The organism is Actinomadura montaniterrae (assembly GCF_008923365.1).
Classification (GTDB): Bacteria; Actinomycetota; Actinomycetes; order Streptosporangiales; family Streptosporangiaceae; genus Spirillospora; species Spirillospora montaniterrae.
In genome coordinates, this window is the sequence record NZ_WBMR01000054.1 from 1 (window position 1) to 13,963 (window position 13,963).

Below are 13,963 nucleotides of genomic sequence, written 5' to 3' on the forward strand. Positions count from 1 at the left end.
CTGCGCGCGGCGCCGCTCGCCGCGCTCCCGGCCGCCCGCGAGGCGCTCCTGCAGCGCCCGCAGGTCGCCGCGCCCGGCGGCGGCGAACAGCGGTGCCAGCTCCCGGTGCTCGGCCTCCAGCCGGTCGATCAGCTTGCGGTACTTCAGCTGGCCGCGCGCCCGCCGCCAGCACTGCCGCACCTGCTTCACCCGCGCCTCGACGCCCGGCCCGGACAGCGGGTCGGCCAGCGCGTACCGGACGCGCAGGTCCTCGGGCGGCTGGTCGCCCGCGGCCCGCGCCGGCTCCAGCACCTCCCGCCGGTACTCCTCGTCGAACGTCACCGCGGCGCGCCGGCCCTCAGCTCACCTGGACCCGGGAGAGGGCCTTGCGGGAGCGCTCGACCTCCTCCTCGGACATCCCCCCGACGTCCACCTTCAGCTCCAGCCGCTCGCCGGACTCCTTCTCCACGGCCGTCACGTTCAGCAGCCCCGACGCGTCGAGCGCGAACGTCACGCCGATCGGCCAGCCCGCCTTCTTGCCCGGCGGGACGCGGATCTCCCCGGTCGCGATCTCGGTGTTGTCGATCAGCTCGGCGGACTCGACGCTGCCCGCCTGCTCCATCACCCGGACGTCGGCGGAGGTCTGGTCGTCGTAGACGGTGAAGAAGTCCTCGGTGCGGGCCGCCGGCAGCTCGTCGTTGGCGTGCACGAGGTGCGCGACGTGCTCGGCGCCGGAGTCGCGGTCGACCACGACGATCCCGAACGCGTGCGAGGCGACCGTGCGGATCTGCCGCCCGGCGATCTGCTTCTGCTGCTCGGCCGACAGCCCCGCCCGGCTCGCCATCTCCTCCGCGCGCTCGGCGGCGCCCTCCCGCATCAGCCGCCGGTAGGTCTCCTCGAACGCGTACAGCGCGGCGCCCTTCGCGACGGCGAGGTCCGGGTCCTGCAGCCGCGGCGACAGCCCCAGCTCGGTCTCCAGCCGCGACGCGACCACCGGCATCTTCGTGGACCCGCCGACCAGCACCAGGTCGTCGTAGTCGTGCACGCCCTTCTCGGCGGCGGTCGACAGCGTCCGCCCGGTGATCTCCACGGTGCGGTCGAGCAGGTCCTTGGTCAGCTCCTCCAGCTTCTCCCGCGTCACCTCGATCGCCGCGACCCGCCCGGCGTGCATCACCCGGACGGTGTGCGCCGTGCGGGTCGTGAGCGCCTTCTTGGCGTCCTCGGCGTCGCGGCGCAGCTGCTGCTCGGTCTGCTTGTCGTCGAGCGGGTCGCCCGCGTCGGGGTGCTCGGCGCGGAACCGCTCCGCCAGGTACTCCACCAGCCGCGCGTCCCAGTCGGCGCCGCCGAGCTCGTGGTCGCCGTCGGTGCAGATCACCTCGATGTGCCCGCCGCGCAGCGCGATGACGGTCGTGTCGAACGTGCCGCCGCCGAGGTCGTAGACCAGGATCGTCCGGTCGGCGTCGGGGTTCAGCACCCCGTAGGTGATCGCGGCGGCGATCGGCTCGGACACGATGTCGATGACGTTCAGCCCCGCGATCCGGCCCGCCTTGCGGGTCGCGTCCCGCTCCGCCGCGCCGAAGTACGCCGGGACGGTGATGACGACGTCCCGGGTCTCCTCGCCCGTCGTCGTCCGCGCGTCCGTCGCGAGCTTCAGCAGGATGAACGCCGACAGCTCCTCGGGGGTGAAGTCGATCCCGTGGATCGGGCGGGTGACGTCCCGGCCCATGTCGCGCTTGATCAGGCTGACGACGTTGTCGGGCTCCAGCACCGCGGTGTCCTTCGCGGTGGCGCCGACGACGACGTTCTCGCCGCTCTCGAAGTACACCACCGACGGCGTGGTGTCGGTGCCCTCCAGGTTCCGCAGGACCGCCGGCCGCCCCACGTCGTCGATGGAGGCAATGCAGGAGTACGTGGTTCCCAGGTCGATCCCGTAGACAGCCATGTCCCTCTCACCCATCGGTGCCGAGTCGGTTGTTCGTCGTCTCGCCGCGGCCGGCCGCGCGGTGGCGGCCCGACCCGGCCCTCGCGGCGGGCTCGGCGCGGTCCGCGGTGCCGTTCGCCGTGCCGTTCGCGGTGCCGTTCGCGGTGCCGTTCGCGGCCGGGTCGAGGCGGCCGACGCTGACCGCCGCCTTGCGCAGCACCTTGCCGCCCTGCTCGAAGCCGTCCGCCTGCACGCCGGTCACCAGGCCGTCGCGGCCCGGGTCGGTGACCGGGGTGACGGCGACGGGCCGGTGCCGGGACGCGTCGTACGGCTCGCCGGGCGCCACGCCGAACCGCTCGACGCCGAGCCGGGCGAGCGCGTCGGCGACGTCGTCGGCGACGGCGCCGAGCAGCCCGGCGGTGCGGACCGGGTCGGGCGGCTCCGCGGCGCCCGGCCCCGCCAGCCGGTCGGCCTCGCGGCGGGCCTGGTCGTGCAGCCGGTACAGCGCGGTCCGGACGGGCTCCAGCATCGCCTGCAGCTCCCCGCGCCGCAGCCGCTGGTTCTCCTCGTGGAGCCGGTCGATGACCGCCTCCCGGTGCGCGGCGCGCTCGTGCTCGCGGTCCAGCCGCGCGGTCAGCGCCGCGAGGGCGTCTCTGATCTCGGCCTCGAACGCGGCGCGGCCCTCCCCCGCGACCTCGGCGGACACCGCCTGGGGCGCGGCCACGGGCGCGGCCACGGACGCGGCCTCGGGCGCCGTCCCGGCGGGCGCGGAGGCGCCGTCCGCCCCCGGCACGGCGCCGTCCATGCCGGAGTCGGCCCCGTCGTTGACTGTGCGATCCCCGTCGCTCGACACGTGCAGTCACCTTAATGATGAGGCGGCAGAGGCGATAGGTCTGCTGTTGACCTTCATTGGACTCTAGTTTGACGCCTCCCCGCCGTTCCAGCACCGACTTCTTCGCGTCGACACGAATGGGTAACACGTGGGAAACGGGTCTCCCGGAAGCTGAGGGGACATGGAAGAAGGAGGTGGCGATGTTGCTGCGGATCCGCGTCCGGCTGCCCGACCGTCCGGGCTCGCTGGGCCAGGTGGCGCGCACGCTGGGCGCCGCGGGCGCCGACGTGGCGCAGATGGCGGTGCTGGAGCGCGACAACGGGCGGGCCCTGGACGACTTCACCGTGACGTGGCCCGCGGGCGCGGGCGTCGAGCGGCTGCGCGACGGGCTCGGCTCGGTGAACGGGGTGGAGATCGTCGGCATCTGGCCGACCGTCGAGCCGCAGGGCGCCCACCCGGACGCCGCCGTGATCGGGCAGGTCGCGGCGGTGCCCGAGCGCGGCGCGGCGACGCTGGCCGACGCCGTGCCCGGCATCCTCAGCGCCGACTGGGCGGGGATCGCCGAGCTGGGGGAGCAGGACGCGGCGGTGCTGGTGCACGCCAGCGTCGGCGGGCTGACCGGCGCCGAGCTGCCGGTGCTGCCGCCGCTGCGGCCGCGCGCCTTCGCCGGGGCGGACGGCACCGAGTACGCGGTCTGCCCGCTGTCGGAGGGGCGCGCCGCGCTGGTCGTCGCGCGCAAGGGCGCGCCGCCGTTCCACCGGACGGAGGTGCTGCGGCTGGAGCAGCTGGTGAACGCGGCGGAGGCGGTGCTGGCCACCGATCTCGTCCGGACGTCGTGACCCGGCTCTGGCCATCGCGGCGCGGAAAGTTCTAGAGTCGAATTCTAGGATTTGTCCCGTTCCAGGAGGCGACCGATGGCCGAACTGCTCCGCCCGCACGCCGACGCCCGTCCGGACGAGCCCGCGCTGACCGACGAGCGCGGCACCACCACCTGGCGCGAGCTCGACGCCAGGACCGACCGGCTGGCGAACGCGCTGCGCGGCCTGGGGCCGGCCACCGGCGACGTGATCGCGATCCACTCCGGCAACCGCCGCGAGTTCTTCGAGGCCATGTGCGCCGCCGGGCACATCGGCCTGCGCTACGTCCTGGTCAACTGGCACTGGACGGCGGACGAGCTGCGCTACGTCCTCCAGGACGCGGGGGCCCGCGTGCTGTTCACCGAGGACGCCTTCGGGGACGTCGCGCGCGAGGCGTCCGCCGGCCTCGGCCTCACCGCCCGCGTCGCGTTCGGCGAGCCGGTCGACGGCTTCACCCCGTACGAGGAGTTCCTCGCGACGGGCGCCGAGGAGGAGATCGCGGACCCGTCCACGGGGCTGCCGATGTTCTACACCTCCGGCACCACCGGCCGTCCGAAGGGCGTCACCCGCAAGCTCACCGACGCGGGCGGGCCGATCGAGAACGCGCGGCTGCTCGGCGACCTGATGGCGGGCGTCCTGCAGATCCCCGAGCAGGGCCGCACCCTGCTCGTCGGGCCCGTCTACCACTCGGCGCAGTGGCTGTGGTCGCACGTGTTCCTGCTCGGCGGGCGGTCGGTGGTGATGCGCCGCGGCTTCGACGCCGCCGAGACGCTGCGGCTCATCGACGAGCACGCGATCACGAACGTCCACCTGGTGCCGACCCAGTTCGTCCGGCTGCTGCGGCTGGACGAGGCGACCCGCAAGGCGTTCGACGGCTCCTCCCTGAAGGCGGTGTGGCACGGCGCCGCGCCGTGCTCCCCGGACGTCAAGCGCGCGATGATCGACTGGTTCGGCCCGATCGTGCACGAGTACTACGGGTCCACCGAGGCGTCGGTGAACAGCGTGATCACCGCGTCCGAGTGGCTGGAGCGGCCCGGCAGCGTCGGCCGCCCGCTGCCCACCACCGAGGTGCACGTCCTGCGCGAGGACGGCGAGCCCGCCGCGCCGGGGGAGCGCGGCCAGATCTGGTTCCGCTACGCCAGCGGCGACGACGTGGAGTACTGGGGCGACGAGGAGAAGACCCGCTCGGTGCACCGCTCCGACGGGCTGTTCACCACCGGCGACGCCGGCTACCTCGACGAGGACGGCTACCTGTTCCTCGCCGACCGGGTCATCGACATGATCATCAGCGGCGGGGTGAACATCTACCCGGCCGAGATCGAGGGCGTGCTGATCACCCATCCCGCCGTCCGGGACGTGGCGGTGTTCGGCGTCCCGGACGAGGAGTTCGGCGAGCAGGTGAAGGCCGCCGTCGAGCTCGCCGACGGCGTGGAGCCGTCCGCCGCGCTCGCGGACGAGCTGATCGGGCACGTCCGCGCGTCCCTCGCCGGCTACAAGGCGCCGCGCTCGGTCGACTTCGTCGATGAGATGCCCCGCACTCCCACCGGCAAGCTCTACAAGCGCCTCCTCCGCGACCCCTACTGGCAGGACCGGGCGCAGAAGATCTAGGCCAGCAAGGCCAGGACGGAGTCGAGGTCTTTGAGGCCGGCGTCGGAGCCGAGGCCCTGGGCGACGGTCGCGGCGGCGGCGGTGCCCCAGCGGGCCGACTCCAGGACGTCCTCGCCGCGGCCGAGGCCGGTGATGAACCCGGCGCAGTAGGCGTCGCCGCAGCCGGTGGTGTCGACGACCTCGACGGGCAGGACGGGCAGCCGGTGCACGCCGCCGGCGGTGGCGACGAGGCTGCCCTCCGCGCCGAGCGTGACGACCACCGTGGCGGGGCCCTCGGCGAGCAGGGCGCGCGCGGCCTTCTCCGGGTCGTCCTCGCCGGTCATCGCCGTGGCCTGCTCCTCGTTGGGCAGGAAGTGGTCGACGTGCGGCAGGAACGCGGCGGCGCCCCGCACCAGGTCGGGCATGTTGGACAGCAGGTCCATGGTGACGACGGTGCCGGACGCGCGGGCCGCGTCGAGGGCGGCGAAGAACTCCGGGTCGTTCAGCCCGAACGTGACGTCGGGGCCGCCGAGGTGGACGGCGTTCGCGGCGGCGAGCAGGCCGGGCTCGACCGCGTGCGCGGTGAGGGTGAGGTTCGCGCCGGGGACGTGGAAGCTCGGCCGGCCGCCGTCCGGGCGGATCGGCAGGATCGACGCGCTGGTCTGCTCGGCGGTGCGGCGGACGAGGCCGGTGACGTCCACCCCGTTCCGGTTCATGATCGTGACGAGCAGGTCGCCGAGGTCGTCGTCGCCGATCGCGCCGACCGAGACGACCCGGTTGCCGAGCCGGGCGAGCGCGACGGCGGTTCCGGCGGCGGCGCCGGCCGCGGTCACCCTGATCTGGTCGACGACCACGGTGTCCTGGCCGCCCGGGATGCCCTCGACGGGCCGGGCCAGCACGTCCAGGATGTGCGCTCCGACCGTGACCACAGTTGCCATGCCGGGTTCTCCCTCGTGATCGTCAGGGCCGTAGCGTACGACGGGCAGGGGCTAGAACGTGAGAGGGATTCGCATGTTGCTGGAGGACGAGCGGCGCGCGCTGTGCGCGGTGGGCCGCAGGCTGGCCGAGACGGGCCTGGTGACGGGCGCGTCCGGCAACGTCAGCGTACGTTCGGGGGACCTGGTGGCGGTGACACCGGGCGGAATGATGCTCGACCGGATGCGGCCGGAGGACTGCCCGATCGTGAACCTCGACGCCCGGCTCGTCGAGGGCGACCGCGCGCCGTCGTCGGAGACGCCGATGCACCTCGCGCTGTACGCGGAGACGCCCGCGGCGGCGATCGTCCACACGCACTCGACGTACGGCGCCGTCGTCGCGACGACCATGACCGAGCTGCCGCCGATCCACTACAACACGCTTTTGCTGGGCGGCGTGGTGAAGGTCGCCGAGTACGCCACCTACGGGACGCCGGAGCTGGCCGGGAAAGTGCGGGCCGCGATGGAGGGCGGCAAGCGCGCCGCGCTGATGGCCAACCACGGCGGCGTCACGATCGGCCGCGACCTGGACGAGGCGTACGAGAACGCGCGGCTGCTGGAGTGGCTGTGCGGGGTGTACGTGCGGGCCAAGATGATCGGCGAGCCGCGGATCCTGACCGACGAGCAGCTGACGAAGGTGGTCGAGCGGGGCCTCACGCCGCCCGAGTTCCCGCCTGTGTAACCTAGCGCTTGCTAGGCCACCCAGGAGGTCCCGTTGCCGTTCGTCCTGATCGACAAGCCGCGCCCGCACGTCACGCTCATCACCCTCAACCGGCCCGAGCGGATGAACGCGATGGCGTTCGACGTCATGGTGCCCTTCCGCGAGGCACTCGAAGAGGTGAGCCGCGACAACGACACCCGCGCCGTCGTCATCACCGGCGCCGGGCGCGGCTTCTGCTCCGGCGCCGACCTGGAGTCGGCCGGCGCGCCCCCCGGCATCGACGGGCTGACGCTGTCGACGATCGCGCTGCGCTCCATGGAGCTGCTGGACGACGTCGTCCGCGCGATGCGCCGCGTCCACCAGCCGGTGATCGCGGCGATCAACGGGCCGGCGATCGGCGGCGGGATGTGCCTGAGCCTCGCCGCCGACATCCGGCTGGCGTCCGAGACCGCGCTGTTCCGCGCCGCCGGCATCAACAACGGGCTGACCGCGAGCGAGCTCGGCCTCAGCTACCTGCTGCCGCGCGCGATCGGCGCGTCCCGCGCGTTCGAGATCATGCTGTCGGGCCGGGACGTGGACGCCGCCGAGGCCGAGCGGATCGGCCTGGTCTCCCGCACCGTCCCCGGCGACAAGCTGCTCGGCGCCTGCTACGACCTCGCCGAGCGGATCGCCGGGTTCAGCCGTCCCGGCGTCGAGCTGACCAAGCGGTCGCTGTGGTCCGGGCTGGACGCGTCGAGCCTCGACGCGCACATGGGGCAGGAGGGCCTCGGCCAGCTGTACGTCCGGCTCACCACGCAGAACTTCGACGAGGCGATCGCGGCGCGCAAGCAGAACCGCCCGCCGGACTTCAAGGACTGACCTCCGGCGCGGCGGCCCGGACGGCGTCTCCCGGAAGTGCGGCGGCGCAGCGGGGCCGGGTCCGGCGCTGGTAGGAGAGCGCGGCGGCGCCGAGCGCGATCCCGTAGACGCCGAACGCGCCGATCCCGCACGCGGCGACCGTCCACCCGGACCAGCCGCTCATGAGCCCGTCGTGCGGGAGGTCGCGGACGCCGGCCGCGATCGGCAGCAGGTAGGCGAGCGTCCCGACGACCCCGTACGGGCCGAGCGTCGCCGCGCCGAGCCACGCCGGGACGAGCGGGAGCCAGCGCGGCACCCGGCGCCCGGTGAGCGGCGGCGCCCAGCGCGGGAACACCTGCCCCCACCGGTGCGTCAGCCCGAGCAGCAGGAAGATCCCGGCGAGCGCGGACAGCGTCGTGAAGTCCAGCCCGTACCGCTCCAGCGTCAGGATCAGCCCCGACGCGCCGTTGCGGCGGAACTCCGCGACGACCTCGTCACCCGGGATCCCTGCGAACGTCCCGCCGAACGCCCACGTCGTCTTCATCGCCATGTACGGGACGAACGCGAGCACGCCCGCCCACGCCGCCCGCCGGACGCCACGCGGCGCGTCCGTCACCGGCGCCGCCACCTTCGCGACGCCCGTCGCGGCGTGCACGAGCCCGCAGCGCGCACACGTCCCCTCGGTCCGGCGCCGGAACGCCACGGCCGCTCCCGCGAGCAGGGCCGCGCCGACCGCGCAGGACACCTCGACGCCGAACACCGGCCAGTCGTCCACCGTCCCGGTGAACAGCAGCTGGAGCGCGCTCATGACGATCCCGAACGTGCCGGCGCCCGCCACCGCGCAGGCCGCCCAGAGCCCCGCGAGGGGCCACGCACGCGGCATGAGCCGCCCGACGTCGCGGACGCTCGACACCGCCATGATCCCGCCCACCAGCAGGACCGCCCCGATCGGCCAGGCCGCCGCGGCCGCGTCCCGCACGTCCCGCAGCGGGTAGCCGGCCGTCCCACCGGCGGCCCAGTAGAGGGCCAGTGCCGCCGCGCCCGCCGCCCACGCGCCGGCCGCGTACCCGGCCCACGCCGGCCACCGTCTGATGATCGTTCCCATGCGTCCGAGCCTTCCGGGCGGGGCCGGGGCGGGCCTCCCGCCGGGGAGCGATCCGCCTCGCCCGCGCGGGGGAGCCTGGGATCCGGGCTCGCGCCGTGGCAGGCTGCACCCCGTGCCCAAGCTCTCACCGGACGGCGCGCGCCGGCTGCTCGCGAGCGCGCCCGTCGCGCGGCTCGCGACCGTCGGGGAGGACGGCCGCCCGCACCTGGTCCCCGTCACGTTCGCCGTGTACCGCGGGTCGGTCTACACCGCCGTCGACCACAAGCCGAAGAGCACGCGGGACCTGCGGCGGCTGGCGAACATACGCGCCAACCCGCGCGTCGCGCTGCTCGCCGACCACTACGAGGACGACTGGGACCGGCTCTGGTGGGTCCGCGTCGACGGCCACGCCGCCGTGGTGGAGGACGACGCGCGCCGCGCCGAGCCCGTCCGGCTCCTCGCCGCCCGCTACGCCCAGTACCGGGACCGTCCGCCCGAGGGCCCGGTCATCGCGATCACCATCGACGCCTGGACGGGCTGGACGGCCGCGTCCGCCTAGAGCCCCGCGTCGAAGGTCCGGACGGCCTCGGTGATCTCGGCGGGGAACTCCACGTGCGGGTGGTGGCCGGCGCCGTCCAGCATGACCACCTCGCCGTTCAGGCGTCCGGCGACCCACCGCGCCTCGGCGGCCGGGTCGGGCCAGTCGACGTCCGCGGTGCCCATGATGACCAGGACGGGGGCGGTGACCTTGTCCAGCCGCGCCTCGGCCTCGTCGTGCGACATGCCCATGTACGACGCGATGACCTTGCCGCGTCCCGGCTCCTTGAAGTTCGCCTTCAGCAGCGCCGCGTGCTCGTCGAAGTCCGCGGGGCGCTTCGGCTCCCACTTCGGGTAGTACGACATGTACAGCGGCAGCGCCAGCCCGGGGATCCGGAAGAGCGACATCGTCAGCTTCATGACCAGGCCGCCCTGCGCGTTCCGGACGAACGGCGCCGCCAGGACCAGGCCCTTGACCAGCTCGGGCGCCTCCGCGGCGGCGTAGACGGCCGCCGCGGCGCCGTTCGAGCAGCCGTAGACCAGGGCCGGTCCGGCGTCCAGGTGCCGCAGCAGCGCCATCAGGTCGTGCGCCAGCGGCGTGCTCCCGTACTCGGGCCAGTCCGCGCTGCTCTCGCCCATCCCGCGCTGGTCGACGGTGACGACCCGGTAGCCGGCCTCCAGCAGCCGCGGCCTGAGGAACCGGAACTGCGACCGCAGGTCGAGCATCGACGGCAGGCACACGATGAGCGGGCCGTCGCCCTCGTCGTCGTAGGCGAGGCGTCCGCCGGGAAGGTCGAGGTACTGCGTCTGGTCGCTCATGGCGCGCTCCAGTTTGTTCGGTGTAGCCCTATGGCTAATGAGATTAGCTTTTGGGTGCGGCGAGGTCAAGGGGCTCGTCCGGAGAGATCCCGTGCCCGTCGCCCGGGTGCTAGTCCCAGGCACTCCCGAGCCTGGTCAGCTGATCCGCGTACTCGATGCGCCCGGCCCACTCGCCCGGCCAGGCGTCCATGCCGAGGTGCGCGCCCGCGAACGCGCCCGCCAGGCACGCGATCGAGTCGGAGTCGCCGGAGCTCGCCGCGCCGCGCCGGATCGCCGCGACGGGCTCGTCGGGGAACAGCAGGAAGCACAGCAGCCCGGTGGCGAGGGCCTCCTCCGCGCACCAGCCCGCACCGGTGACCTCGCACGGGTCGGACGCGCGGTCGCCCCGCGCGAGCGCCTCGTCCAGCCGGTCGAGGACGTCCAGGCACTCGTCCCAGCCGCGCGCGATGAACGTCCCGGGGGAGTCGATGCCGGGCCACTGCCACAGCGTGCCGAGCCACCGCTCGTGGTAGACGGCCCGCTGCTCGTGGCAGCGGTCGCGCAGCGCGGCGGGCAGGTCGGCGGGCGCCAAGCCGTCCGCCAGCCACCGGACGGCGAACGCGGTCAGCTCGCTCGCCGCGAGCCCGGTCGGGTGCCCGTGCGTCATCGCCGCCTGCAGTTGGGACGCCCCTGCGCGCGTCTCGTCCGTCAGGCCCGGCGCGAGCCCGACCGGCGCCACCCGCATGTTCGCGCCGCAGCCCTTGGAGCCCGCGACGGTCGCCTCCACCCACGGCCGCCCGGCCGCCAGGCCCCGGCAGGCCCGCAGGCACGTGTTGCCCGGCGCGCGGTTGTTGTCGGGGCTGTTCAGCCAGTCGACGAACCGCCGCCGCCACATCGGCGCGACCAGGTCGGGAGTGAACGGCGGGTTCGCCAGGGCGTCCAGGAGGGCGAGGCCCACCGCGATCGCCATCTGCGTGTCGTCGGTGACGAGCGCGGGATCGCCCTCCGGCTCCGCCGGGTCGAACTCACCGAAGCGCCGCCCGATCTGCTTCATTGTGAGGAACTCGGTGGGGGCGCCCAGCGCGTCCCCGTACGCCAGCCCGAACATCGCTCCGCTCGCCCGCATCATGGGCGACATTGTTCCTCAATCACCACGTTCCTCGATCAACCGCACGCACCACGAAATCTCCCAGGCGTCATCGCATAGCAGCGGACGAACCAGCGCGTCAGATGGCTCTGGTCGGCGAACCCCGTCGCCGCCGCGACCTCCCCGATCGGCTCGCCGCGCGCCAGCCGGACGCGCGCCGCCCGCAGCCGCAGCTGCCGCTGGTAGTCGCTCGGCGCCATCCCGTACGCCCGCCGGAACGCCCGGTACAGCGCGAACCTGCTGCACCCCGCCGCCTCGGCCAGCTCGTCCGCCCCGACGTCGTCCAGGTAGCGGTCCTCCAGGCGGCGCCGGGCCCGCGCGGCGGCACCGGACGACGGCCCGACGCGTAGCCGCCCCGACGCGGCGCGGTTCACCATCGCGCCGACCGCCGCCGTGAGCAGCTCGTCCCGGCGCAGCGCGGGCGCCCCGCCGAGCAGCGCGGCGTGCAGGGCCCGCAGGTTCCCGGCGAGGACGGGATCGCCGACCACCGGCGCGTCGAACAGCGGGAGCCCCGCCGGACGCCCCCCGATGTCGGCCAGCACCCTCGCCACCAGCTCCGGGCCGATGTGCACGATGCGGTAGGTGAAGCCGAGCGCGTCCGCCGGGCGGCCGTCGTGCGGGTCGTCCGGGTTGAACGCGATGACCATCCCGGCCGCGCTCGTATGGGCGCCGCCCCGGCACTTGAACGCCTGGTAGCCGTCCTCGGTCACGCCGAACGAGTACGTCTCATGGCTGTGCCGGTGGTAGGCGTGCCGTTCGAAGTGCGCGTGCATCGCCTCCAGCGGGCGGTCCGGCGACCGCCAGTACCTGCTCCAGTCCACGCTCCCAGTCTCGCGCGCCGCACGAGCGTTCAAGACCGCCGCCCGCCCGCCGCGCCAGCCTGGACGGCATGCGCTTCGACACCAAGATCGGCATCGTGGTCCGCGACGACCTGGCCGCCTGGCAGCGGCTCAACGTCACCGCGTTCCTCGCGAGCGCGGTGGCCGGGGGAGTGCCCGGCGTGATCGGCGACCCGTACGAGGACGCGTCCGGCAACGGCTACCTCGCGATGTTCCGCCAGCCCGTCCTCGTCTACGAGGCCGACGCGGCGGGGGTCAAGGCGGCGCACGCGCGCGCCCTCGCCCGCGGGATGGACATCGCCGTCTACATCGAGGACATGTTCAAGACCGGCCACGACGAGGCCAACCGCGCCACCGTCCGCGCCGTCACCGCCGAGGACATGCCGCTCGTCGGGTTCGCCGTCCACGGGCCGAAGAACGGCGTGGACAAGGCGTTGAAGGGCCTCAAGCTGCACCCGTGATGCCGGCGAGCGCGGCGAGCCGCTCGCGGTGCGCGTCCGGCGACCCGAACAGCTGCCGCGACGACTGCGCCCGCTTGAAGTACAGGTGCGCGTCGTGCTCCCAGGTGAACCCGATGCCGCCGTGCAGCTGGATCGCCTCGCCCGCGGTGTGGAAGAACGCGTCCGAGCAGTACGCCTTCGCCAGCGCCGCCGCCCGCGGCAGCTCCTCCGGGCTCCCGTCGGCGGCCGCCGCCGCGTACAGCACCGCCGACCGCGCCGACTCCACCAGCACGAACATGTCCGCGCACCGGTGCTTGATCGCCTGGAACGACCCGATCGGGCGGCCGAACTGGTGCCGCACCTTCGCGTACTCGACCGTCATGTCCAGGGTCCGCTGCGCGCCGCCGAGCTGCTCGGCCGCCAGCGCCACCGCCGCGACGTCCAGCGCGTGCCGGATCGCGTCCGCGCCGCCGATCTTGCGCGCCGGCGTCCCGTCGAACCCGATCCGCGCGAGCTTGCGCGTCTGGTCGAGCGTCGGCATGGACGTCCGGGTCATGCCCTCGGCGCCGGCGTCCACGGCGTAGAGCCCGACGCCGTCCTCGTCCTGCGCCGCCACGAGCACGAGCCCGGCGACGCACCCGTCCAACACGAAGCTCTTGGCCCCGCGCAGAACACCGCCCTCGGCCCGCGTCTCCACAGCACCGAGATCCCAGCTCCCGCCGTCTTCAGCGACGGCGAGGGTCGCGATCGTGGTGCCGTCCGCGATGCCGGGCAGCAGGTCGTGCCCGCCGTCCCCGGCCCGCAGCGCCGCCGCCGCGGTGATCGTCGCGAGGAACGGCGCGCACACGACCGCCCGCCCCATCTCCTCGAACACGACCGCCAGCTCCCGCACGCCGAAGCCCGCGCCGCCGTGCTCCTCCGGGATCGCCAGGCCCTGCAGCCCGAGCTGCTCGGCCATCTGCGCCCACATCTTCGGGTCGTGGCCCTCGGCCGTCTCCATCAGCCGCCGCACCTCGGCGGACGGCGACCGGTCGGCGAAGAACCGCCGCAGCGCGTCGCGCAGCTCCCGCTGTTCCTCGGTGACGACGAGCTCCATCCGGCGGCCTCCCTGACGCGGCACACGTGTACGACGGTCGACCATCCTCCCGTCCCGCGCCCCGGGCGGCCCCGCCGCTCCCGCTCACCGGGACGCCCCGCAGGTCACGCGTCCCAGTCGTGCGGGCCCAGCACGTAGCCCTTCGGGGTGGAGTGCAGATGGTTGATCGACACCAGGTGGCCCAGCGCGGCCCAGAGGTCCTCCTCGGGCGCCTCCATGAGCCGCTCGATCGACTCGAAGTCCGCCGCGCGGCCCTCGACGTCGATCTCCGCCACGGTCTCGTACACCGCCAGCTCGAAGTCGCTCAGCTCCTGAACGTCCCCACGCGGATCGTCTCGCTCGTCCATGGCGAGAACGTGCCCGCTCCACGCCGA

15 protein-coding genes and 1 pseudogene are annotated in these 13,963 nt (G+C 74.1%); 6 read left to right on the top strand and 10 right to left on the bottom strand.

The features are described from left to right. From F9B16_RS19805 to F9B16_RS19815, 3 genes and pseudogenes are all read right to left on the bottom strand, one after another. Positions 1 to 321, bottom strand: a pseudogene (locus F9B16_RS19805) (hypothetical protein); the annotation flags it as partial. Between the two features lie 16 nt (positions 322 to 337). Next, a complete protein-coding gene (locus F9B16_RS19810) occupies positions 338 to 1,921 on the bottom strand; it encodes an Hsp70 family protein (protein ID WP_151541585.1) in 1,584 nt (527 codons plus the stop codon). 7 nt (positions 1,922 to 1,928) lie between these two features. Beyond that, positions 1,929 to 2,753 (bottom strand): nucleotide exchange factor GrpE, encoded by an 825-nt coding sequence (locus F9B16_RS19815; protein ID WP_225991781.1) that lies wholly within the window; start codon positions 2,751 to 2,753, stop codon positions 1,929 to 1,931. Between the two features lie 179 nt (positions 2,754 to 2,932). Here F9B16_RS19815 and F9B16_RS19820 point away from each other — a divergent pair, with 179 nt between their 5' ends. Continuing rightward, positions 2,933 to 3,571 (top strand): ACT domain-containing protein, encoded by a 639-nt coding sequence (locus F9B16_RS19820; protein WP_151541586.1) that lies wholly within the window; start codon positions 2,933 to 2,935, stop codon positions 3,569 to 3,571. A 75-nt stretch (positions 3,572 to 3,646) separates the two neighbouring features. Next, entirely contained in the window at positions 3,647 to 5,197 is a 1,551-nt protein-coding gene (locus F9B16_RS19825) for an AMP-binding protein (protein WP_151541587.1), read from the top strand. On the opposite strand, the gene F9B16_RS19830 is transcribed toward F9B16_RS19825, so the two are convergent. Further along, a complete protein-coding gene (locus F9B16_RS19830; protein ID WP_151541588.1) occupies positions 5,194 to 6,114 on the bottom strand; it encodes a carbohydrate kinase family protein in 921 nt (306 codons plus the stop codon). The genes F9B16_RS19825 and F9B16_RS19830 overlap by 4 nt on opposite strands. Before the next feature lie 73 nt (positions 6,115 to 6,187). Here F9B16_RS19830 and F9B16_RS19835 point away from each other — a divergent pair, with 73 nt between their 5' ends. Continuing rightward, positions 6,188 to 6,832 carry a class II aldolase/adducin family protein gene (locus F9B16_RS19835; RefSeq protein ID WP_151541589.1) on the top strand — a complete coding sequence of 215 codons (645 nt, stop codon included), beginning with the start codon at positions 6,188 to 6,190 and terminating at the stop codon, positions 6,830 to 6,832. A gap of 33 nt (positions 6,833 to 6,865) precedes the next feature. Further along, the gene (locus tag F9B16_RS19840; protein ID WP_151541590.1) at positions 6,866 to 7,669 is read left to right on the top strand and encodes an enoyl-CoA hydratase; all 804 of its coding nucleotides are present in this window, start codon (positions 6,866 to 6,868) and stop codon (positions 7,667 to 7,669) included. On the opposite strand, the gene F9B16_RS50975 is transcribed toward F9B16_RS19840, so the two are convergent. Further along, positions 7,659 to 8,753, bottom strand: a complete 1,095-nt coding sequence (locus F9B16_RS50975; RefSeq protein ID WP_192808875.1) for a hypothetical protein — start codon at positions 8,751 to 8,753, stop codon at positions 7,659 to 7,661. The two genes, F9B16_RS19840 and F9B16_RS50975, sit on opposite strands and share 11 nt — an antisense overlap. A 112-nt stretch (positions 8,754 to 8,865) precedes the next feature. On the opposite strand from F9B16_RS50975, the gene F9B16_RS19850 reads away from it, so the two are divergent. Then, entirely contained in the window at positions 8,866 to 9,291 is a 426-nt protein-coding gene (locus F9B16_RS19850; RefSeq protein ID WP_225991782.1) for a TIGR03668 family PPOX class F420-dependent oxidoreductase, read from the top strand. Here F9B16_RS19850 and F9B16_RS19855 read toward each other — a convergent pair. The 3 genes from F9B16_RS19855 to F9B16_RS19865 all read right to left on the bottom strand — a co-directional run bounded on the left by F9B16_RS19855 (position 9,288) and on the right by F9B16_RS19865 (position 12,035). Beyond that, positions 9,288 to 10,088 carry an alpha/beta fold hydrolase gene (locus F9B16_RS19855; protein WP_151541592.1) on the bottom strand — a complete coding sequence of 267 codons (801 nt, stop codon included), beginning with the start codon at positions 10,086 to 10,088 and terminating at the stop codon, positions 9,288 to 9,290. The two genes, F9B16_RS19850 and F9B16_RS19855, sit on opposite strands and share 4 nt — an antisense overlap. A gap of 109 nt (positions 10,089 to 10,197) precedes the next feature. Continuing rightward, positions 10,198 to 11,196, bottom strand: a complete 999-nt coding sequence (locus tag F9B16_RS19860; protein ID WP_225991783.1) for an ADP-ribosylglycohydrolase family protein — start codon at positions 11,194 to 11,196, stop codon at positions 10,198 to 10,200. Between the two features lie 35 nt (positions 11,197 to 11,231). Next, positions 11,232 to 12,035: a helix-turn-helix transcriptional regulator gene (locus F9B16_RS19865; protein ID WP_225991784.1), complete on the bottom strand. Its 804-nt coding sequence runs from the start codon at positions 12,033 to 12,035 to the stop codon at positions 11,232 to 11,234. Between the two features lie 68 nt (positions 12,036 to 12,103). Between F9B16_RS19865 and F9B16_RS19870 the strand changes: the two genes are divergently transcribed. Next, positions 12,104 to 12,514: a DUF2000 domain-containing protein gene (locus F9B16_RS19870; protein WP_151541593.1), complete on the top strand. Its 411-nt coding sequence runs from the start codon at positions 12,104 to 12,106 to the stop codon at positions 12,512 to 12,514. Here the strand turns inward: F9B16_RS19870 and F9B16_RS19875 are convergent. Both F9B16_RS19875 and F9B16_RS19880 read right to left on the bottom strand, forming a co-directional pair. Continuing rightward, complete coding sequence (locus F9B16_RS19875) at positions 12,498 to 13,589, bottom strand: acyl-CoA dehydrogenase family protein (RefSeq protein WP_151541594.1); 1,092 nt, start codon at positions 13,587 to 13,589, stop codon at positions 12,498 to 12,500. The two genes, F9B16_RS19870 and F9B16_RS19875, sit on opposite strands and share 17 nt — an antisense overlap. 104 nt (positions 13,590 to 13,693) lie before the next feature. After that, the gene (locus F9B16_RS19880; protein ID WP_151541595.1) at positions 13,694 to 13,936 is read right to left on the bottom strand and encodes a hypothetical protein; all 243 of its coding nucleotides are present in this window, start codon (positions 13,934 to 13,936) and stop codon (positions 13,694 to 13,696) included. Positions 13,937 to 13,963 lie beyond the last annotated feature (27 nt).